Raw genomic sequence first — 19,193 nt, 5'->3', positions numbered from 1 at the left:
AAAGAAGCCGCGTTTATTCGCGGCTTTTTTGTGGGTGTTATATCGACCCGCTCTGCGCGACTAGAACAGATAGCCCATGCTGATCACGGCGCCACCACCGGCCTGCACGCCAGCGTTCATGCCGGCCATGACTACCGCGCCCTTGGCCGACTGCAGCAACTGCCGGTTGACCGTGGCGGAGGCAATGAGCGAGGTCGCCGGGTTGGAGCTTAGAACCGCCGCCAACGCGAGCAGCTTGGGATCAAGCCCGAACAAAAGCGCCATGGCCGAACCGCCGACCACCAGCCCCGCCCCCACTTCGGTATACAGGCAAGGCCCGGTGATGTCGTCACTGGTCAGGTCACGGCCGACCAGGGCGTCGCTGACAAACACCATGCCAGTGCTGGGAAAAGCCTCCGCCGCACCGGCTGCCGCTACGCTCTTACCCTTGACCTGGATATTGATCTTGCCGAAACGCGGCAGGCGCGCGCCAAATCCGATCCCCACTCCGACGCCGCCGTAGCGGTAGCTGACGTTCTCGCCCTGGGGCGAACGCAGGATGATCGAACCGCCACTGCCGGCCACCAGGGCTACGGTCAGACCGCCACCGCTTGCGGTCTGATACTGCCAGCGACTGGCATTGAGTGGGATCGGGATGTTGTAGCTCATCGTTCAAAGTCCTTTATGTGAATGAACTGCGCCGCGACCGCGCGGACGGATGCCCCTTAACAGGCCGGCAAGGGTGAACAGCAGCCCTATACAACCGAGTAACCCGGGAGTGGCCCACAGTGCGGCAGGGGTATCGACCATGGCGCTACTGGCCGGCTGCTCGGGCAGGTAATACACCCGCACCGGCTGACCCTGCTGATAGCCAAAAATAAAGCCGCCCTGGGGGTAGGAAATCTTTTCACCACTGCGGGTGGTGAAGGCGATCTCAGGATGCGAACCACCGGCATTCAAGCGACTGACGATGCCATCGGCGGTCTGTGCGTGGGCGAGGAATTCGCGTCGTTCAAGCGTGAGATTGACAGCAATGCCCAACAAGCTGATACCAATCAGGGCAAAGAGCAGCCCCTGAAGCATCTTCCCGAGGCGTGACGGGGTGAGGTTAGCCATGGCTTGTCTCGGTATTCGTCCATGAAAGAGGGCAGCCAGGATAACAAGAACCACCGGGAGGTGCCCGTGCGACGCGGCAGATAATGCATGGCTAATGCTAGAAAAAAGCATTGGGCGGGTGACCAGACCTTCCCAATGCCAAACGACCTGATTTTATTTGCCGTGAATCGCTTAACCCAAGGTGTTCAGACACACCACTTTGGGCTGGGTCATTTCCTCATAGGCAAAGCGCACGCCTTCCCGGCCGAGGCTGCCGTACTTGGAGCCGCCAAACGGCATCGCATCAAAACGATAGTCGGACGAGTCGTTGATCATCACGCCACCCGCCTCGATCCGCCGCGCCGCACTCATCGCCGTCGCCAGGTCATTGGTGAAGATCCCCGCGTGCAGGCTGTATTCGGGTTCATTGGCCAACGCGATGGCCTCCTCGAAGGTTTCGAAAGGCTGCAACACGACCACTGGGGCAAACACTTCGTTGCGCCACAGGCGACTGGCATGATCGACGTTTTCCAGCACGGTGGCGGCGTAGCACGGGCCCTGGCGCCGGTGGCCGCAAAGTAACCGGGCACCTTCCTTCAACGCTTCGTTTACCACCTGCTCGGCATTCTGCGCCGCTTGGGGGGTAATCATCGGGCCGATGTCGGTGCTGGCAAGCAATGGGTCGCCGGTCACCAGTTTCTGCGCCAGGCTGACGAAGTGCTCGCGGAACAGCTCGTAGATCGACGCCTGGATCAGCAGGCGCTGAGTGCCGATGCAGTTCTGTCCCGCCGCCCAGAAGGCCCCGGACAGGCAACTGTCGACGGCGGCCGCAAGGTTGCAGTCCGCCATGACGATCACCGGCGCATTGCCGCCCAAGTCCATGGCGAGCTTCTTCAGGCCGGCCGTGCGGGCAATTTGCTCGCCGGTGACGAAGCCGCCAGTAAAGGAAATCATCCGCACCTCACGGCAGGCGACCAAGGCCTTGGCCAATTCCGCGCCGCCGGTGGCGACGGTGACCACCGACTCGGGCAACCCGGCCTCAACCAGATACGAGACCAATTTGATCGCCGACAACGGCGCCAGCTCAGACGGTTTGAGAATCAGCGCGTTGCCGCCGGCAATGGCCGGACCGAGCTTGTGCGCCACCAGATTCAATGGATCGTTGTACGGGGTGATCGCGACGATCAGGCCCAGCGGCTCGCGAGAGAACCAGCCCTGGCGCGACTCGGAGCCCTCATAGGCATCGAACGGCACCACTTCCCCGGCATTGCGCCTGGCCTCTTCGGCAGACAGTTTGAGGGTGTTGACGCAGCGTTTGACCTCTTTTTCCGCCTGCTTGAGGGTCTTGCCGGCTTCTTCGACAATCAGCCGGGCAAATGCCGGGGCATCGCGTTCGATGTGCAAGGCGGCCTGTTCGAGAATGCGTGCCCGACGATGACGCGGCAGTGCGGCGCAGGCTTGCGCACCGCTGCGACCCTGCACCAGCAACTGCGGAACCTGCGATGCACAAACATCCGCGACGGTCCCGACAACGGTCCCGTCAAAGGGGTTGAAGACTTCGATGTGCGGCGCCACGGCAGCCAGCGCAAGACTCGATAGATTCACAGGCGTTCTCCTAGTTGTGCGCAACAGACTGATGGATGCTGATGATGTCCGACAGCAACGCAAACGCTGTTTCCGTGCGCCCAGCTCCCGGCCCCGAAACCGTCACCGCGCCGAGCAGATCGGTGGCGAACGACACGGCATTGGTGGCGCCGCAAATAGCGGCCAGCGGATGATCATGGTTCAACCGGCGCGGCTCGACACTGGCACTGACCGAACCATCGGCATGCCGCGTAGCCGCGCCGATCAGCTTCCAGCGTGCCCCGTCCTGCCGGGCTTTTTCGATGTCGCCAAGGCCGAGTGAGGCAATCCCGCTGCAACTGACATCGTTGACGTTCAGCTTGGCGTCCAGCAGCTCGTTGGCCAGAATCACCACCTTCAGACGCACATCGTGCCCCTCGACATCCGCCGTTGGGTCGGCTTCGGCATACCCCAATGCCTGTGCCTCGCTGACCGCCTCGGCAAAACCCAGGCCGCCTTCCATGCGGGTCAGGACGAAGTTGGATGTGCCATTGAGAATCCCCTCGAAACCGACAACCGAACTGCCCGCCAGCAACTGCCTAGCCAGGCGGATCACCGGTGTGCCGCTCATCACCGAACCTTCGTATTCAAAGGCGACGTTATTGCGCTGGGCCAGGTCTTTCAGCTCGCCACCGTGCAGGGCAATCGGCCCCTTGTTGGTGGTGACCACATGTTTGCCGTTCTCCAGCGCCCAGCGGCAGAACGAAGTCGCCGGCTCGCCATCCACCGGGTTGGTAAAGGTCGCTTCGGCAATGATGTCCGCACCGGACTCTTTGATCACCGCTTCGTTGAGGGCATCGGCTTCGCCACCCGGCAGTTGCGCGAAGGCCCCCTTGACCGCCGGAAGATTGGCCAGCAGCGCGGCATCCAAGCCGTCGCGACCGATCACCGAACCGAGGAACAGATCAGTGACGCCGACGATTTTCAGGGTAAAACCCAGTTCGTTTTTCCAGCTGTCGTTACGTTCGGCAATCAGCTGAGCCAACGCCCGGTTGACACCACCGAAGCCGACCAGCGCCAGTTTGTATTCAGTCATATTCTTATTGCCCTTGATCTGGGTGATGGGTTGTTGGCACTAGATTAGGCACACGCCCTCGGCAGTGAAATATGCCAATTTGCTCTATTTCATGGGCGTTTTGACCAGTGCCTGGGCAAAGCGTCCGGGCATAAAAAAAGCCAACCGACGTTGACTTTTTCACAGCAAAAAACCGGCTAGACGACAGACGATAAAACGAATGAAGTCACCGTGTTTTCCACTCCCGGCAGCGCGGAGATTTCATTCCAGACCTTATGCACCCGCTCCGGGCTCGCAGCGCCGACGCGCAGCATCAGGTCGAACTCGCCGCTCATGACATCGCACCCGATGACTTCCGGTATTGCCTGCAAAGCCTGCAGCACATCCGCGCCGCGCATGCGGTCGTAGCGATAGACAAAAATCACCGCATTGATGCTCGAAGAGGCTTGTCGCCCCTCCCCCGTGCGCAGCGTATAACCCTGTATCGCACCGTCGCGCTCGAGCCGTTCGATCCGTTGGCGCACGGCATTGCGCGACAGATTGACCTTGGTCGCCAGCTCGGCGTGGGCCGCCCGGGCATTGAGCCGCAGCTCAGCGATGATACGTTCATCGAGCGGGTCCAGAATGCGCTTCACGTGACCTCCTGGTGCAACGCCGTCACAGCGCGCCGAGCAACTGATGGATGGTGTCGAGGTCGTCCGGTTGAATCCGGTAATGCTGTGCCGGGCCCTGCTCCACGAGCGGGCTGTTTGGCGCCGGCGCGCCGATCCCCAATTCGCCGAGCAGCACGGCCGATTTGGCCGGTGAGATTTCCCCCAGGGTGACCATCGGCGCGACCAGGCTGCGGCGGTACAGTCGAGCGGCCAGGACGCCGGTGGCGGTGTGAGGATCAATGACGTAACCGGTGTCACGGTACAGCGAGGTCATTTCCTCCAGGGTTTCGTCATCGCTGACTGCGTAGGAGTCGATGATCATCCGCGCCTGCAACCAGCACTCGTTGGCGATGGTCATCTCGCCGCTGGATTCGAACGCGGCCATCAGCGCGCTCACCGCCTGATCGTCATGCCCGTAGAGCTCCCAGAGGAAACGTTCAAGGTTGGAAAAAATCGACAGGTCCATGGCCGGCGACAGCGTCTTGTTGGTTCGCAACCTGGAGTAGTGGTTCTTCAGAAACAACTGATGCAACGCGTCGTTCTGATTGGTCGCAACGATCATCTGGGTGATCGGCAGGCCCATTTTCTGCGCAATGTAACCGGCATAGACCTCGGCAAAACTCGCGGCGGGCACGCTGAAACCAATCAGACGCTGAGCCCCTCCCAGTTGCAGCACGGCGTGGAAATAAAACACCAGTTGCGCCAACACACTGACCCAGTTGCTGGAGTTGAAACTGATTGCCTCGTGCTGCGTGCATGGCCACTGCCGGAACAGCCGGTTCACGATGGTCTGGCACTCATCGAAGCTACCGTTGACGGCGAACGTGTGGACATTCGGGTGAGCCACCGCCTGCAGATGCTGCAACTGATTCTGTGGTACGCCGGACGCCGGATAGAACACCACCACGACGCTGTCGTCACAGTGCTTGAACGCCTCGATGGCCGCCAGCCCGGTATCACCGTTGGTAGCGCCGAGCACCACCGCGCGGCGCTGGCGTTTGTGCAGAAAATACTGCACCAACTGCGCCTGCAACTGGGCGGCAAAATCCTTCGAGGAACCGGTAGGCCCGTGGAACAGCTCCAGCACCCATTCGTTGCGGTCGACCTGATGCAAGGGCGCCACGGAGCGATGACTGAAGCGGCGGCTCGCCTCTTTGAGCATGCGCTTGAGATCCACGTCAGGGATGGCCCGCCCCACAAACGGACTCATGACCCGATAGGCCAGTTCGTCATAGGCCAAGATCGACCAATTGGCCATGTCCTGGGGTTCGAACAGCGGCAACTCGAAGGGCACGAACAGTCCGCCGTCCTCGGCAATACCGGATAACACGACCTTTTCAAAATCGACCTGCGTGGCCGAATTTCGTGTACTCACATAGTGCATGGTTGGCTCCGGCCATTCATTTATAACGATGGGCCTGCTCGACCAGCCAGGTAGAAAACATGACCGCGTCGGGATGCTGGTCGGCCCCCGAACCGCGTACCAGATAAAACGATTCGCTGGCTTCGATGCGCTGGGCGAAGGGTTCAACCAGACGCCCGTCCTGGAGCATCTCGTCGACCATCGAGGAGCGGGCCAGGGCAATCCCCTGCCCCAACTCGGCCATGCGCAAGGTGCAGATCAGCGTGTCGAACTGCATGCCGGTCGACGAATCGACGGTGTCCGCTCCGACCATGTTCAACCAGTAACCCCAGCCCTCTTCGTAACCCAGAACATGTAGCAACGGATGCTGGGCCACGTCGGCCGCGACCTTCAGCGGCGAGCGCGCCATCAGGGCGGGCGAGCAGACCGGAAACAAGGTGTCCCAGGTCAGCCGTTGCGAGACCAGGCCGGGCCATTGACCATGACCCCAGCGAATTTCCATATCGTCTTCGCCATCCAGCTCCTTGACCCAAATGTTGCTGATATAGCGGATGTAGACATGGGGATGGGCCTGACGAAAGTCGACCAGTTTGGGCGCCAGCCAATGGACGAAAAACGCCAGGCTGCCACGCACCTTGATCGGCCGGCGTTTGTGCTGGCCAAAAATCTCGTTGGTCCCCACCGCCAGCCGAGTGATCGCATCCTGCACCACCGGCAGATAGGCTTGGCCTTCCTCGGTCAGCCCCAAGCCACGGGGCAAGCGCTTGAACAGCGCCACCCCCAGATGGCTTTCCAATTGGCGGATCTGCTGGCTGACCGCGCCCTGGGTCAAAAACAGTTCCTCGGCGGCGTGGGTAAAGTTCAGACAGCGGGCAGACACCTCGAATGCCCGCAGCCAGTTCAATGGGGGTAACGGCTTTTGCTTCATGGTCTGGACCTCATTGACGCCCCCCGCACCGAGCACGCTTGCCCACCCTGTCTAGAATGCATCGGACGGTTGTGCCAAGGGGGCAAGCGACAAGCGTCGCTCGCGGCTCTTGCGGGTAATGTAATACACGAAGTAGCACCAGGCGATGAATGGCAAACCGAAGTACAGCGCCACCCGCTGCTCGGGGTCGAAAGCGATCCCGACGCAGGCCAGGCTGCAGCAGACCAGCGCTCCCAGAGGCACCCACGGATAACCCCGGACGCGGAACTTGAGGTCGCGGACATCACCGCCATTGGCCACATAGTGACGGCGGAACGCGATCTGGCTCGCGGCGATGCTCATCCACACCACCACGACCGCCAGCCCGGAAATCGACACCAGCGCCAGGTAGACGGTGTCAGCGGCAAACACGCTGCTGAGCAACGAGGCACCGCCGCCGAACATGCTCAATACGATGGCATTCAACGGCGTCCCCATGCGGGTCAGGTTAGAGAACTGCTTAGGCAGGTGGCCCTGGTCGCTTAAGGTCCAGAGCATCCGCGAGGCCGCGTACAACCCGGAGTTGGCCGCAGACAACAGCGCCGTGATGATCACGAAGTTCATGATGTCGGCGGAGTAAGGAATGCCGATGTAGGTGAACACCGTGACAAACGGGCTCTCCACCAAACCGGCCTGCTCGCGGGGCAACAGCGTCGCCAGGACGAAGATGGTGCCGACGAAAAAGATCGCCAGACGCAACACGGTCGTGCGAATGGCCCGCGGCACATTGCGCTGAGGGTCCTTGGTTTCACCGGCAGCGATACCGATCAACTCCGTACCGGAGAAGGCGAAGGACACCGCCAACAGGGTCATGGCAATCGACATGAAACCGGTGGGGAACAAGCCCTCGCGGGTGAAGTTACCCAGGCCAGTGCTGTGCGCCTGATCGATATGCAACAGGCCGAGAATCGCCCCGCCGCCGATGATCAGGAACACCACCACCGTCACTACTTTGATCAAGGACAACCAGAACTCGGTCTCGGCAAACAAACGCACCGAGATCACGTTGGTCAGGAACACCACGCCAGCGAACAGCGCACTCCAGATCCACACCGGCGTGTCCGGGAACCAGCGCACCATGAGGATACCGGCGGCGGTGAATTCCGAGCCGATGGCCACGGTCCACGTCAGCCAATACAGCCAGGCCACGGTGTAGCCGGTACCCGGGCCGAGAAAGCGCGTGGCGTAGGTGCTGAAGGAGCCGGTTTCCGGCATCTGCACCGCCAACTCGCCCAGGCACATCATGACCATGTAGACCATGAGTGCGCCGATGATGTAAGCAATGACCGCACCTAACGGACCGGCCTGGTTAACGGTGTATCCGGACGTGAGAAACAGCCCGGTACCAATCACGCCGCCCAATGCCAACATGACAATATGGCGCGTCTGCATTTCCTGTTTGAAACCGGCACGCGGGTTGAGTTGTTGCTCTTCTATGGACATGGTTGTTCTCATGAAAGGTGGCAAGGCACGCCTTAACGTCTGCGTAGAGTTACGGGGCAGAGTCAAAAAATGTCGCCACTGGGTTTTATTATTATTCCGCTTCATGAACGCCTCACTGACGGCCCTGTCGTGAGGGAGTAACGTTAAAACTTCAACTGGCTACCTCAGTGCACGGTTCATTGATTGAGGGCTGATTGCTTGCTGGTAGCTGTTCATCCCGTGAATGCCTGACAAAGGCAAACGCCTGCTGCAGATCGTCGAGCAAATCATCGGTGTCTTCGATGCCGACGGAGACGCGTACCAGCCCTTCGGAGATCCCCAGGGCCAGACGTTCCTCCAGCGTGTTTTCCACATGGCTGGTGGTCCGAGCCGGGCCGTAAATGGTTTCCACCGCACCCAGATTGCCCGCGCAGTGAGCAAAGCGCAGGCGCGGCAACAGCACCTTGACCGTGTCCATGCCACCGACCAGGACAAAACTGACGATGGCGCCGAAACCGGACATTTGCGCACACGCCACGGCGTGGTTCGGATGGCGGGGCAAGCCGGGATAATTCACCGACGCCACCAACGGTTCGGTGCAAAGGAACTCTGCCAGGGCGCGGGCACTGTGTTGCTGCTGACGCAGACGCAGCACCAGGGTTTTCATGCCGCGGATGATCATGTAGGCCGAGAAGGGATCGAGCGTCGCACCGTTGATTTCGCGGTAATGACGCACCTTTTCCATCAACGATTCGCTGCCACATACCAGGCCACCGAGCACATCGCCATGGCCACTGAGGAACTTGGTCGCGCTGTGGATAACCACGTCCACGCCCAGCGCCAGCGGGTTTTGATTCAGCGGCGTGGCGAAGGTGTTGTCCGCCACCACCACGGCACCGACGCGCTTGGCCGCAGCCACCAGACGCTGGATATCGAGTATTTTCAGGGTCGGGTTGGTCGGTGTTTCCAGGTACACCAACTGGCAGCCTTTGGCGATTTCACGCTCGATCTCCTCGTGATCGAACGTCTCGCACAAGCTCACCGCCACACCCATGCGCGGCAGGAACTCTTCGAAAATCTTGTTGGTGCCGCCATAGCTGTCCTTAGTGGACACCACACGATTGCCGTGGGCCAGGAAGGTGTAAAGCACACTGCTGATCGCCGCCATGCCACTGCTGAAGGCCACGGCGGACTCGGCATTTTCCAACTCGCGGATTTTTGCTTCGAGGGTCTCGACCGTCGGGTTGCTCATGCGACTGTAGATAAAGCCCGGAGCCTTGCCCAGAGCAACGTCGTACCAGACGTCGATGTCGTCGTAACCGTAAGCGGCACTGACCACGATAGGTGTTTGAGTGGCATTGTAGGGGTGCCTGACTTGCTCCCCTGCCCAGACCGCTCGGGTCCCCGCTCCGGCATTTTCAAGCCTTGCGCTGTCAGGTTTATTGTTCATTAAGACGGCTCGCACTGAGTGTGGTGAATGGTGAGTCATTAACCGGATCTGGCGGCCAATATATTGAAAAGCCGTGCGCCCGAGAAACGATGTTATCGGTGCCAAAGGGCTGTTTTTTTTAATGGCTATCAATGTGCGGAGTGAGGAGGGCCAGCCCGGGTGAGTTTTTGTGCAGGTAGAGGGCTGTCTAGCCGGTTCATTTAACGTGCAAACGTTGATTGCGGTAGAAGCCGCGCTATAAAGGGCGATGCATCAATAGATGCGAAACATCGCCACACATTATAAAACAACAAGAATTTTAGAACACAGACCGCAACATATCTGCACACCCATCAAACTTCCCAACTATTCTTCATCACTCTAAGATTTATCTTACGCTAACAACGGGCAACTACCCCAAGCAGCCCTTGCAACTTTAAAGTTCTTGCGATTCAAATACCCGACCGCCTCTACTGCTCAAGCAGCGCATCATGACAACACTAAGGTTTCCTGTTTAACTGCGTGCCGGCCCATAGGTTAATAGCCCTCCTGAAGTGGCAACAGTATCGGAGCACAACACTATGTCGACGCTCTGCGAAAACGCTCCTATAACGGACATGGCGTTTAGCGATTGCCCGGTCATCGAAATGACGGTCAACAACACGGCCGTTCTCGATATCGACATTCTGCTATTGGGAGAAACCGGCACAGGTAAAGATACGTTGGCGCAACGCATACACCACCTGTCCCGTCGCAAAGGAAACTTCGTTGCAGTTAACTGTGCAGCCATCCCGGAAACCCTTGCCGAAAGCCAATTGTTCGGCGTCAACAGCGGCGCCTATACGGGCGCCATGCAATCGCGGGCGGGGTTTGTCGAAGCCGCCCATCTGGGCACCCTCTACCTCGACGAAATCGACAGCATGCCGCTGTCACTGCAAGCCAAGCTGTTACGTGTATTGGAGTCGCGCGGGGTCGAACGCCTGGGTTCCACACGATTTATCCCGGTAGACATGCGTGTAATCGCATCGGCCCAGCAAGCCTTGCACGACATGGTCGAGCAAGGCACCTTCCGACGCGACCTCTACTTTCGCCTGAATGTCGTCAATATCCACCTTCCGGCCTTGCGGGATCGACGAGAGCGGATTATTCCCTTGTTCCTGAGCATGATTGAGCAAGAGGCCGAGCACTTCCGGCTCGCCGCACCTTCGCCTCCCGGCAAGCAGTTATTACAACAACTGCTGTGCCATCCATGGAAAGGCAACGTGCGCGAGCTGCGCTCGACGGCCAAGCGTTTCGTATTGGGCCTGCCACCGCTCTCAGCAGCGGTAATAAACCGACATGACCTTGAAATGAACCTAAAGACGCGATTACAACAAATGGAGAAATCGCTGATTGAAGAGTCGCTTCGTCAACACGACCACTGTGTGGACAGTGTGGCAATAGCGTTAGGCGTCGCCAAGCGAACGCTCTACCACCGAATAAAGCATTTGGGAATATCACTAAGCTGAGACCCCACGCCCCGACTGTACGCAATTACATTTTTTGAAACATACCCTCCCGCAACACATGGAACGCATGAACCACTTGAGCCACATACGTTATGGAACAGCGATATAGGTATGCAACCGCGTCTTTTATATATCGCTGACTCTAGTGAGACTAACGTTAAGTACGGAGAAAAAAACATGACTATCGGTTCGATTGGCTCGTATTCTGGCGCCTCCTATGCTGGCGCTAACGGTGGCGACATGTCTGCTGAACAAGCAGATGCGGGTATAGATGCTGCAGAAGCAAAGAAGCGCAAAGACGGCGTAAAAAACGCTTTTAGAGCGGCAGAGAACGCTAATACCAGCGGTATTAAAGCAGCCTCTGACATGCTCCGTCTGTAATAGCTGAACCTTTGCTGGCCTTCCCGACAGGCTATGCCGGGAAGGTCACACCGCCACGAGCGTTGTCAGCAACAACCCTAAACACGCTCATCTTCTAACCCTTATCTAACAGGGGCAACATGATGATAGGAAGCATCCGCTCGACTGAAACCCATCAACTCCCTGGCGCCTCCGGAACACTGGAGGCATCTACCTCGGCCACCGATGTAAACTTTTTCAACTCAACGCTCACGCCGTCCTCACTCCCGAGTACGGCGATCAATCATGCGATGCCACAGAACATGCTTTCCGAGGCCGCAGGCAAGCTGAATTCCGTGACTGAGCGTATGACCAAAAGCCTGCGTGCATTAAGCAGCAAGAACAAACTGGAGGAGGCGCGAAAATATCCAGGCCAACTTTCCGATGCCCTCCTGCTGACGCATATGTTATCGAAGAGCGTCGGTAAAACCGCGCAGTGCATCGATAAAATCAGCAACTTGCAGTAGGCCAAGATGACTCGCCCGCTGCTTATCCTCGTCATCCTGTCGCTCTCATTCTTGCTCAATGCCTGCAGTGACCGTGTCGAACTTCATCGTCAGTTAACCGAACAGGAGGCCAACGAAGTCGTTGCCGAACTGGCAGACAAACATATCCGCGCCACCAAAGTTCCCGCGAAAGATGGCGTTGTCGTGGTGGTCAACGCCACCGATATCGGCCGCGCCGTGCGAACCCTGGAGGCCGCCGGCCTCCCTCGGGTCGCGCGCGCGACGTTGGGCGACACCTTTCGCAAAGAAGGCGTGATCTCTACGCCGCTTGAAGAGCGCGCACGCTACATCTATGCCTTGTCCCAAGAGCTGGAAACCACGTTATCGAACATCGATGGGGTCATCGTGGCTCGCGTACACGTGGTGCTGCCCGAACGCGTCGCTCCGGGAGAACCCGTACAACCCGCATCCGCCTCGGTGTTCATCAAACACGACCCCCGACTCGACCCCGACAACATCAGGGCCCGTGTGCGCAGGATGGTTGCGAGCAGTATCCCGGGGATGACCGCAGCGGTGGAAAACCCGCAAAAACTGACTGTCGTCTTCGTGCCTGCAACCGCCTATTTGGAGCAGCAAAAACTGGCTTACTTCGGGCCTTTCCTGGTGCCAGGAGATGACATCGGTTTTTGGCGGGCCAGCGTGATATTCGCATTGATCGCCTTGGCGCTGATGGTTGCGGGGGGCGTGTTCTGGCATAGACGCACACAACGAGCCGCACACGCGCTGCCGGACGGCCCATCCCTGGATGCGCCTGTCCATGCACGCAATGAGTAATCTCTCATGGGCCCAATGGTGGTCCACGCCTTGGTTGTGTGCCCACGAAGACTGGAAAACCCTCGATCAACACGCCGCGCTAACTGAGCTGCATCGCAGCCGGCAGGTCGTCGCGGGCACACCTTATGGCGTGGCCCCTTGCCTGCCGCCAATGCCCGATCCCGCACTCCTGCAACTGGCACTCGCCTCAGCGAATCAACTCGACCTGGGGCTCGCACTGATTGACGGCATCTGCCGTCCCGCCTATGCAACAGCACTCGATGACAACCATCGGCAGTGGTGCAACAGACTGTCCAAGGCCCTGCCCCTGGATATGGTGCAGCCCGACAATGACCCGCTGCAATTGCTCCGCGCCTGGGTCACGCCGGCCACCTGGCAGCGCGTCAGGTTGCGCTTTCCTCGCCGGCGTATTTTGGATCTGGAAGAAAAGGCGCTTTCGCTCGGTGACTCCCATAGCCGCCTCGACACCCTTTGGCATGCCGTGGTGTGGCGTATTGGCGCGATGAACAGGAACGGTAGTGCTGCGGCCTCAGAGGGGCACGGAGATTAACGATGTTATGTCGATATAAAATCAACTCGCCAGGGGGCGCGCCGCCCCTGCCGGGGAGCATGATCTCTTGCGAAACACTGGCGAGCTACACACAGGCCAGCAGTGTGGTGGATCAGGCAAAGGCCGAGGCCAGGCAATTGCTGAAGGCCGCACACGCCCAGCGTGAAGAGCTGCTCGAAAAAGCCAGCCTGCAAGTATGGCAACGTGCCAACGCGCAACTCAAACGCTGGGAAATCGAGCGTCAGGCCTTGTGTGACAACCTTGAACGATACGCCACCGCCATCGCCAACCAGGCCATTCACCTGCTGCTTGAAGACACCCCCGCCCCCCAACGCATGGCGGCCCTGATCAAGCAGTTGCTGGCGAGCCATGTGCCAGCGGTCAAGGCCGCATTGGTTTGCCATCCGCTCGAATTGGAGGCGGTGCGGGCCTGCCTGGCCAACCGCGGCAGTACGCACTGGACACTGCGCGCCGACAATACGATCAAACCGCAATCGCTCATATTGAATACCGAAGAGGGGGACTTTCGGATCGACTGGACGTCCTTGGTCAACCTCTTCCTGAAGCCTGACGACAGCCATTCAAACGATGGGCTTTAAACACACTTAATGAAATATAAATGGCCAGCCATGGAACCAATTCGACATACAAACCAACAAGGAGGACATCCCAACGGAGTAATTCCATGAACTATTACGACGGTTATACCCATCGGCTTCTAAACGACGCACGGGTGGTTAAAAGAGACCTCAACCAAGCAGTAGAAAGCAATTCCGGGGCGGACGAAGACATGGCGTTTTTTTTCGATCTCGTCGCCAAGCATCGAACCTCCGAATACGTCTTCAATGAACACACCCGCGTCAAACATATGCTCCTGAAGTCCGGCCTGGACAGCGGACAGTAAATTGAACGCGCTGCTGGCCGAGTGCTTGAGACGTGGCACTGGAGAGTTAAGGTTATTCGAAAACAATGACGAAATTGTCCTGCGTCATTGTTCGAACAGCCTGTTGCTAAGTGTTCAGCTGACCCCACTTCGCCCAGACAAATCACTGCTGATGACCTGGCTGCGAGTGGGCGAGGTCAGCCTGGATCACTTTCAGGGCGCTCTCGCTCAGGCGCCAGCCAGCGGTGCGCTCTGGCTGCTGCATTGCCTGCATGACAGGCACGACGAACAGCGACTGCAGCGCTGTCTCGAGTCCCTGCTCAACCAACGCGATACCTGGCGCGCCACCGTCGCGCGCCTTCACAGAGCGGCGCCTCAACGCAACCCCACCTCCCTACGTTCGTTGCTGTACTAATCAGAGAAGCCTCTATGCACAACAAGAACCACAAGCGCGACAGCTTGCGCATTGACCCGCCTGAAACTTCATCCAGACGCGCCGATTGGCGGTGCCTGATCGCCCTGACCTGCTTGCTGGCCCCGGCGCAAGACGCCCTCGCCGCCATCCCCGCAGAATGGAAGAACACGGCATACGCCTATGAAGCCCAGTACAAGCCACTGCGTGAAGTCCTCGAGGATTTTGCCCAGACATTTGGCACCCAACTTCAGATCGAGGGCCTGCTGGAGGGCAACGTCAATGGCAAGATACGCGCCAATACCCCGCAGTCGCTGCTCGACAGGCTCGGCGTAGAGCACCGCTTCCAGTGGTATCTCTACAACAACACCCTGCACATCAGCACCCTTGATCAGCAGGAGTCCGCACGCCTGGAGGTGTCGTCCGAAACCATTGCCGACCTCAAGCAAGCACTGACCGATATCGGCCTGCTCGACAGTCGTTTTGGCTGGGGTGAATTGCCGGAGGACGGCGTCGTCCTGGTCTCCGGTCCCCGGCGCTATATCGAACAGATCAAGCAGTTCAGCAGCCAGCGCCGCTCCCCGGACGAAAAGCAGAGCGTGTTGAACTACCCGCTCAAGTTCGCCAATGCCGCAGACCGCCAAATTGAATACCGCAACGAAAGAATCACCCTCCCAGGCGTCGCCACCATGCTGCGCGGGCTGCTGGACCCGCGTAATCCCACGATGCTCACCGGCATGGCTCAACGCTCCGCAGCGCAGTCCCAGCCCGCGCCGCTGGCGCCTGCGTTCCCGCGTCTGAGCAACCCGCTGCTGGGGCAAATGCTCGGCACCCCCGCGCCCACCGGGCCGGTGGACGCCGGCATATCGGTGACTTCCCGGGCGCCGGTCAACCCCAGCCGAATCCGCGTCGAGGCCGACGTGCGCAACAACGCGGTTCTGATTTATGACCTGCCGGAGCGTCAGGGGATGTACCGCGACCTGATCAGTCAGCTCGATGTGGCGCGCAAGCTGGTGGAAATCGACGCAATCATCCTCGACATCGAACGCTCGCAATTAAGCGAATTCGGCGTCAACTGGGGGTTTCAAAACAGTCGCTTCCGGGGCGCCGTCAACATGGCACCCGGCACCTCATCACAATTGTCGATCGAAAATCGCGAGCGCTTTTACGCCGACGTGCGCGCCCTGGAAGCTCGCGGGCTGGCAACCATGGTCTCGAACCCGTCGGTGCTCACCCTGGAAAACCAACCGGCGGTGATTGATTTCAACCGCACCCAATACCTGACGGCCGGCAGCGAAAACGCGACCATCTTGCCCATCACCGTCGGCACCAGCTTCCAGGTCGTGCCCCGTGTCATCACCAGCCGCGGCGGCCATCAGATCCATCTGGCGGTGGATATCGAAGACGGTAACTTCGACGAGTCCAACCCCGAACGCTTCGGCCCCGATGTGCGTCGAGGCAAGATCAGCACCCAGGCCGTCATGGCGGAAAAACGCTCACTGGTGGTGGGTGGCTTCCATGTGACGAATAGTGCGGACAGGCAAAACAAGATCCCCTTGCTGGGCGATATTCCGTTGCTGGGCAAAGCGCTGTTCTCCTCGACGGAACGCCAGAACAACCGGCGCGAACGGTTGTTCATTCTCACCCCGCGCGTGATCGGCGATCAGTCCGACCCATCACGGTATTTGCCTCAAGCTGACCAAAGCGAGTTGCAAGCCGCGCTAAAACCCCTGGCACGACGCATGGAGCCGCATCAGCCGGTGATCAACCGCAACGAAATCACCAGCACCCTGGCGCATCTGGTCAGCGGCCAAGTGCCCAAGGCCTTCAAGGCCGCAGCGATGCCGCTGGCGTTGAATACGTTGTGTACCCCTCGCGAGCTGTTGGCGCTCAATAGCGAGCGCAGCCAGTGGTACACCGGCCCGCAGTTCAACGTGGCCGTCGTGGTGCTGCGCAACCAGTACAAGCGCAATGTGCGCATCGATGAAAAGGAATGCAGCAACAGCCAGACCCTTGCGGTCACCGTTTGGCCGCGCGCCTGGCTCAAGCCGGGTGAAGAAGCCGAAGTGTTTATCGCCATGCGCCCCGTGGTGAAGGATGAACACCTGAGTGTGCCGCGCCCATCCCTGCTCACGCCAACCCGGAAGACCACGCCATGAACCCAAGACTGTTGTGCGCCACCCTGATGACTGCCGTGTTGTTCATCAGCGGTTGCACCCCGACCTGCAAAGGGGACTCCTGCTCAAGCCCACAATCGACCAGCGATAAGATGGTGATCTGGTGGCCGCCACAGATGCGCGTCGAACCCGGCCCGTCCGGGGAGCGTTCGGACTATCAAACGGTGTCACTGGAGCGATGAACGCCGGGAGGGTGCCTGACGATGAGCGGCATCGGCGGGCATTCTTCGATAGCCTGGTGAGCGGCGATGCCGCTCACCTGCCGTTGTGCCTAGGCATCTCCCTGCACACACAGCCTGCCAACGCCCGCCCGGGGTTGGCCTTGAAAATCACCCAGGCAGCCTTGCAAACCGGGCAACTGCAACGCGTGCTGGAGCGCCGCTTCGATCAGGCAATGGCGTTTGACGGCTGTTATATCTACCTCGATACCCAGGGCGCACTGACCATCTGGCACGCCCTGCCCGCCCAGCGTGAGGCCGTGGATCACATCCTCAGCCGGATGCTCTCGCTGGCCGACCTTGAAGCCTTGGAGGGGTTCGCCAGCCGCTGATCAGCGCTGCTCCAGCTCCGGCAACTCAAGGGTTTCACGCTTGGCCTCCTCGTCAAGCTCGCGCAAGGTCCGGTAGATCAACGCCACGGCATGCAAGGTCTCGCGAGGAATGCTCGCCCCGAGTTTTTCCTCGTACAGCGTGCGGGCCAGCCACACGCACTGAATCACCGGGACATCGGCCGCCTTGGCTCGATCAATCAACTTGCGCGCATTTGCGTCCGTGCCCTTGGCCACCAGTTTGGGCAGCGGTGTGTTGCCAGGGCGGTAATACAACGCGACGGCAAAGTGCGTCGGGTTGACCACCAGCATGTCGGACTCTTCCAGCTTGGGCAGCTTGACTTTGGGTTCTTCCTGGGCCAACTGATAGGCCAACGAGCGCCGTTGGCCCTTGACGTGGGGGTCGCCCTCCATGTCTTTGTACTCTTTGACGACCTCGACCTGGGTCATGCGCATGCGCTTGGCAAAAAAGTACTTCTGCAACGTCAGGTCAATAAGCGCCAGCACCAGCAGCAGCCCCAGGCACGCATGCAACAAATATCGAAAGAGTGCGATCAACGCCAGGATGTAGGTTTGCAGGTCGCTGTTGGCAAGATTAATCAAGGCGCTCAGTGAAGGGCGAATCACCACGTACAGGATCAAGCCCAGGAGCAATGACTTGCCGATGCCCATCAACAAGTTCATCAGGGACTGGGCGGAGAACATCTGCTTGAGCTGGGTCAGCGGGTTCACGCGATTGAAGTCCAGCTTCAGGGACTCGGGGGCGAACAGCAGCCCGAACTGCATCCAGCTGCTGATCAACTTCACCCCGATCGCGACCCCGACCATCATCAGGCCGAAGGAGAAAAACAACACCAATGCCTCCGTCAGCACCTCTTCCAGGGCACGCACAAACGGTTGCCCGATTCGCGCTATCGGCAGCGCCATCATCTGCTGGAAGCGCTGCATGCTGGTGTCGGCCGTGAACAAGGCGATCTCGCTCAAGGCCGTCAGCACCAGCAACTTGGGCACGTCCTGGCTCTGCGCGACTTGGCCTTTCTTGCGCTGGTCACGCAGTTTCTTGGCACTGGCGGGGTGTTTTTTTTCCCCCGAGTCACTCATGCCCAAGGCCCCTTGAACAGCAGGCCCAGGAAGTGCTTGAGGTCACCGAGCAGCGCCATGCGCCCGACGATCAAGTCCTGCAGCAGCGCGAAATACAGCAGCAAAATACCAATGCCGGCCAGGCACTTGATCGGCGGGGCCAGCGTACTCACCTGCAGTTGCGGGCTGTAGATCCCCAGTAGCGCGACGCCGAACTCGAGCAACAGCAGCACGGCGATAAAGGGCGCGGCGTACAGCATCATGTGGGTGAAGGTGTCGCCGACCAGTTCGACAAACACACTGAAGCCATTGGCCGCCGGCAACGGAAACCACACCGTAGGCGGCCAGATCAGGTAGCTGTCCCAGATCACCTGGGTCAGCGATCCCAGGCCCAGGCTGACCATCAATAAAAAAATCGCCAGTTGCTTGAACAGATGCCCTATCGGCGTAGCGTCGGGACCCAGCGATGGGTTGAGCTGGCCACCGGCCAATGCCCCCCGCTGGTTATCCAGCAGCGCCCCGACCGACTCGAACATCCAGAACGGCATCGATAGCAACACGCCCAGCAAAAAACCGAGGATCGCCTCCTTAAGCACCAGCGCGCCCAACATCATCGCGGAGAGCTCCTGGCCCGCCAGCGCCGCATGAATACCCGGCGCCGGCATCAACGCCATGACCATCACCACGGCGTGCCTGGGCATGCCGCGAATGTGCTGGAAACAGAACGCCGCGACGAGAAAAGCGCAGGGGTAAATGCGAGCCATGCCAATCAGCAGGCTCGGCATAAAATCAAGATAGAGCAGCATGGGCA

22 protein-coding genes are annotated in these 19,193 nt (G+C 59.4%); 10 read left to right on the top strand and 12 right to left on the bottom strand.

Annotation, left to right across the window (positions count from 1 at the left end):
- Positions 1–60: 60 nt before the first annotated feature.
- The 9 genes from P3S72_RS04600 to P3S72_RS04560 all read right to left on the bottom strand — a co-directional run bounded on the left by P3S72_RS04600 (position 61) and on the right by P3S72_RS04560 (position 9,567).
- Entirely contained in the window at positions 61–648 is a 588-nt protein-coding gene (locus P3S72_RS04600; RefSeq protein ID WP_276196434.1) for a hypothetical protein, read from the bottom strand.
- A 3-nt stretch (positions 649–651) separates the two neighbouring features.
- The gene (locus P3S72_RS04595; RefSeq protein WP_276196433.1) at positions 652–1,095 is read right to left on the bottom strand and encodes a DUF3592 domain-containing protein; all 444 of its coding nucleotides are present in this window, start codon (positions 1,093–1,095) and stop codon (positions 652–654) included.
- 171 nt (positions 1,096–1,266) lie between these two features.
- A complete protein-coding gene (locus tag P3S72_RS04590) occupies positions 1,267–2,679 on the bottom strand; it encodes an aldehyde dehydrogenase family protein (protein WP_276196432.1) in 1,413 nt (470 codons plus the stop codon).
- A gap of 10 nt (positions 2,680–2,689) precedes the next feature.
- Positions 2,690–3,733: a homoserine dehydrogenase gene (locus P3S72_RS04585; protein ID WP_276196431.1), complete on the bottom strand. Its 1,044-nt coding sequence runs from the start codon at positions 3,731–3,733 to the stop codon at positions 2,690–2,692.
- A 176-nt stretch (positions 3,734–3,909) separates the two neighbouring features.
- On the bottom strand, positions 3,910–4,347 hold the full coding sequence (locus P3S72_RS04580) for an Lrp/AsnC family transcriptional regulator (RefSeq protein WP_276196430.1): 438 nt from the start codon (positions 4,345–4,347) through the stop codon (positions 3,910–3,912).
- Positions 4,348–4,369: 22 nt separating this feature from the next.
- Positions 4,370–5,749, bottom strand: coding sequence for a threonine synthase (thrC, locus tag P3S72_RS04575; protein WP_276196429.1), 1,380 nt, complete (start codon positions 5,747–5,749; stop codon positions 4,370–4,372).
- A 16-nt stretch (positions 5,750–5,765) separates the two neighbouring features.
- The gene (locus P3S72_RS04570) at positions 5,766–6,656 is read right to left on the bottom strand and encodes a LysR substrate-binding domain-containing protein (RefSeq protein ID WP_276196428.1); all 891 of its coding nucleotides are present in this window, start codon (positions 6,654–6,656) and stop codon (positions 5,766–5,768) included.
- A gap of 51 nt (positions 6,657–6,707) precedes the next feature.
- Complete coding sequence (locus tag P3S72_RS04565) at positions 6,708–8,138, bottom strand: amino acid permease (protein ID WP_276196427.1); 1,431 nt, start codon at positions 8,136–8,138, stop codon at positions 6,708–6,710.
- Positions 8,139–8,289: 151 nt separating this feature from the next.
- A complete protein-coding gene (locus P3S72_RS04560; protein ID WP_276196426.1) occupies positions 8,290–9,567 on the bottom strand; it encodes a cystathionine gamma-synthase family protein in 1,278 nt (425 codons plus the stop codon).
- A gap of 560 nt (positions 9,568–10,127) precedes the next feature.
- Here P3S72_RS04560 and P3S72_RS04555 point away from each other — a divergent pair.
- The 7 genes from P3S72_RS04555 to P3S72_RS04525 all read left to right on the top strand — a co-directional run bounded on the left by P3S72_RS04555 (position 10,128) and on the right by P3S72_RS04525 (position 14,187).
- Positions 10,128–11,054, top strand: coding sequence for a sigma 54-interacting transcriptional regulator (locus P3S72_RS04555; protein WP_276196425.1), 927 nt, complete (start codon positions 10,128–10,130; stop codon positions 11,052–11,054).
- A 177-nt stretch (positions 11,055–11,231) separates the two neighbouring features.
- A complete protein-coding gene (locus tag P3S72_RS04550) occupies positions 11,232–11,435 on the top strand; it encodes a hypothetical protein (RefSeq protein WP_276196424.1) in 204 nt (67 codons plus the stop codon).
- Between the two features lie 119 nt (positions 11,436–11,554).
- The gene (locus tag P3S72_RS04545) at positions 11,555–11,920 is read left to right on the top strand and encodes a hypothetical protein (protein WP_276196423.1); all 366 of its coding nucleotides are present in this window, start codon (positions 11,555–11,557) and stop codon (positions 11,918–11,920) included.
- Positions 11,921–11,926: 6 nt separating this feature from the next.
- Positions 11,927–12,733 carry a type III secretion inner membrane ring lipoprotein SctJ gene (gene sctJ / locus P3S72_RS04540; protein WP_276196422.1) on the top strand — a complete coding sequence of 269 codons (807 nt, stop codon included), beginning with the start codon at positions 11,927–11,929 and terminating at the stop codon, positions 12,731–12,733.
- Entirely contained in the window at positions 12,717–13,283 is a 567-nt protein-coding gene (locus tag P3S72_RS04535) for a type III secretion protein (protein ID WP_276196421.1), read from the top strand. The genes sctJ and P3S72_RS04535 overlap by 17 nt, the downstream gene beginning before the upstream one ends.
- A gap of 2 nt (positions 13,284–13,285) precedes the next feature.
- The gene (gene sctL, locus P3S72_RS04530) at positions 13,286–13,882 is read left to right on the top strand and encodes a type III secretion system stator protein SctL (RefSeq protein ID WP_276196420.1); all 597 of its coding nucleotides are present in this window, start codon (positions 13,286–13,288) and stop codon (positions 13,880–13,882) included.
- Positions 13,883–13,968: 86 nt separating this feature from the next.
- The gene (locus tag P3S72_RS04525) at positions 13,969–14,187 is read left to right on the top strand and encodes a hypothetical protein (RefSeq protein ID WP_276196419.1); all 219 of its coding nucleotides are present in this window, start codon (positions 13,969–13,971) and stop codon (positions 14,185–14,187) included.
- Positions 14,188–14,329: 142 nt separating this feature from the next.
- Here P3S72_RS04525 and P3S72_RS04520 read toward each other — a convergent pair whose 3' ends face one another.
- Positions 14,330–14,530 (bottom strand): hypothetical protein, encoded by a 201-nt coding sequence (locus P3S72_RS04520; RefSeq protein WP_276196418.1) that lies wholly within the window; start codon positions 14,528–14,530, stop codon positions 14,330–14,332.
- Between the two features lie 65 nt (positions 14,531–14,595).
- Between P3S72_RS04520 and sctC the strand changes: the two genes are divergently transcribed.
- Genes sctC through P3S72_RS04505 form a run of 3 tightly spaced genes read left to right on the top strand, consistent with a single transcriptional unit; the run spans position 14,596 to position 17,305 of the window.
- The gene (gene sctC, locus P3S72_RS04515; protein WP_276196417.1) at positions 14,596–16,737 is read left to right on the top strand and encodes a type III secretion system outer membrane ring subunit SctC; all 2,142 of its coding nucleotides are present in this window, start codon (positions 14,596–14,598) and stop codon (positions 16,735–16,737) included.
- The gene (hrpT, locus tag P3S72_RS04510) at positions 16,734–16,937 is read left to right on the top strand and encodes an HrpT family type III secretion system protein (protein ID WP_276196416.1); all 204 of its coding nucleotides are present in this window, start codon (positions 16,734–16,736) and stop codon (positions 16,935–16,937) included. The genes sctC and hrpT overlap by 4 nt, the downstream gene beginning before the upstream one ends.
- Entirely contained in the window at positions 16,934–17,305 is a 372-nt protein-coding gene (locus P3S72_RS04505; protein ID WP_276196415.1) for a transcriptional regulator, read from the top strand. Before hrpT ends, P3S72_RS04505 begins: the two co-directional genes overlap by 4 nt.
- On the opposite strand, the gene sctU is transcribed toward P3S72_RS04505, so the two are convergent.
- On the bottom strand, positions 17,306–18,403 hold the full coding sequence (gene sctU, locus P3S72_RS04500) for a type III secretion system export apparatus subunit SctU (RefSeq protein WP_276196414.1): 1,098 nt from the start codon (positions 18,401–18,403) through the stop codon (positions 17,306–17,308).
- A complete protein-coding gene (gene sctT / locus P3S72_RS04495; protein WP_276196413.1) occupies positions 18,400–19,188 on the bottom strand; it encodes a type III secretion system export apparatus subunit SctT in 789 nt (262 codons plus the stop codon). The genes sctU and sctT overlap by 4 nt, the downstream gene beginning before the upstream one ends.
- Positions 19,189–19,193: the final 5 nt, after the last annotated feature.

The sequence above is a fragment of the Pseudomonas sp. D3 genome, from assembly GCF_029320995.1.
GTDB lineage: Bacteria > Pseudomonadota > Gammaproteobacteria > Pseudomonadales > Pseudomonadaceae > Aquipseudomonas > Aquipseudomonas paraveronii.
The sequence above is the reverse complement of the archived record's forward strand: the minus strand, read 5'-3'. Positions and strand labels throughout refer to the sequence as shown.

Excerpts from the sequence above, each read along its gene's own strand:
- P3S72_RS04585 (WP_276196431.1), bottom strand. The coding sequence starts at position 3,733 with ATGACTGAATACAAACTGGCGCTGGTCGGCTTCGGTGGTGTCAACCGG.
- P3S72_RS04595 (WP_276196433.1), bottom strand. The coding sequence starts at position 1,095 with ATGGCTAACCTCACCCCGTCACGCCTCGGGAAGATGCTTCAGGGGCTG.
- sctU (WP_276196414.1), bottom strand. The coding sequence starts at position 18,403 with ATGAGTGACTCGGGGGAAAAAAAACACCCCGCCAGTGCCAAGAAACTG.
- P3S72_RS04535 (WP_276196421.1), top strand. The coding sequence starts at position 12,717 with ATGCACGCAATGAGTAATCTCTCATGGGCCCAATGGTGGTCCACGCCT.
- P3S72_RS04545 (WP_276196423.1), top strand. The coding sequence starts at position 11,555 with ATGATGATAGGAAGCATCCGCTCGACTGAAACCCATCAACTCCCTGGC.
- sctC (WP_276196417.1), top strand. The coding sequence starts at position 14,596 with ATGCACAACAAGAACCACAAGCGCGACAGCTTGCGCATTGACCCGCCT.
- sctT (WP_276196413.1), bottom strand. The coding sequence starts at position 19,188 with ATGCTGCTCTATCTTGATTTTATGCCGAGCCTGCTGATTGGCATGGCT.
- P3S72_RS04565 (WP_276196427.1), bottom strand. The coding sequence starts at position 8,138 with ATGTCCATAGAAGAGCAACAACTCAACCCGCGTGCCGGTTTCAAACAG.
- P3S72_RS04600 (WP_276196434.1), bottom strand. The coding sequence starts at position 648 with ATGAGCTACAACATCCCGATCCCACTCAATGCCAGTCGCTGGCAGTAT.
- hrpT (WP_276196416.1), top strand. The coding sequence starts at position 16,734 with ATGAACCCAAGACTGTTGTGCGCCACCCTGATGACTGCCGTGTTGTTC.
- thrC (WP_276196429.1), bottom strand. The coding sequence starts at position 5,749 with ATGCACTATGTGAGTACACGAAATTCGGCCACGCAGGTCGATTTTGAA.
- P3S72_RS04560 (WP_276196426.1), bottom strand. The coding sequence starts at position 9,567 with ATGAACAATAAACCTGACAGCGCAAGGCTTGAAAATGCCGGAGCGGGG.
- sctJ (WP_276196422.1), top strand. The coding sequence starts at position 11,927 with ATGACTCGCCCGCTGCTTATCCTCGTCATCCTGTCGCTCTCATTCTTG.
- P3S72_RS04555 (WP_276196425.1), top strand. The coding sequence starts at position 10,128 with ATGTCGACGCTCTGCGAAAACGCTCCTATAACGGACATGGCGTTTAGC.
- P3S72_RS04570 (WP_276196428.1), bottom strand. The coding sequence starts at position 6,656 with ATGAAGCAAAAGCCGTTACCCCCATTGAACTGGCTGCGGGCATTCGAG.
- P3S72_RS04505 (WP_276196415.1), top strand. The coding sequence starts at position 16,934 with ATGAACGCCGGGAGGGTGCCTGACGATGAGCGGCATCGGCGGGCATTC.
- P3S72_RS04550 (WP_276196424.1), top strand. The coding sequence starts at position 11,232 with ATGACTATCGGTTCGATTGGCTCGTATTCTGGCGCCTCCTATGCTGGC.
- P3S72_RS04525 (WP_276196419.1), top strand. The coding sequence starts at position 13,969 with ATGAACTATTACGACGGTTATACCCATCGGCTTCTAAACGACGCACGG.
- sctL (WP_276196420.1), top strand. The coding sequence starts at position 13,286 with ATGTTATGTCGATATAAAATCAACTCGCCAGGGGGCGCGCCGCCCCTG.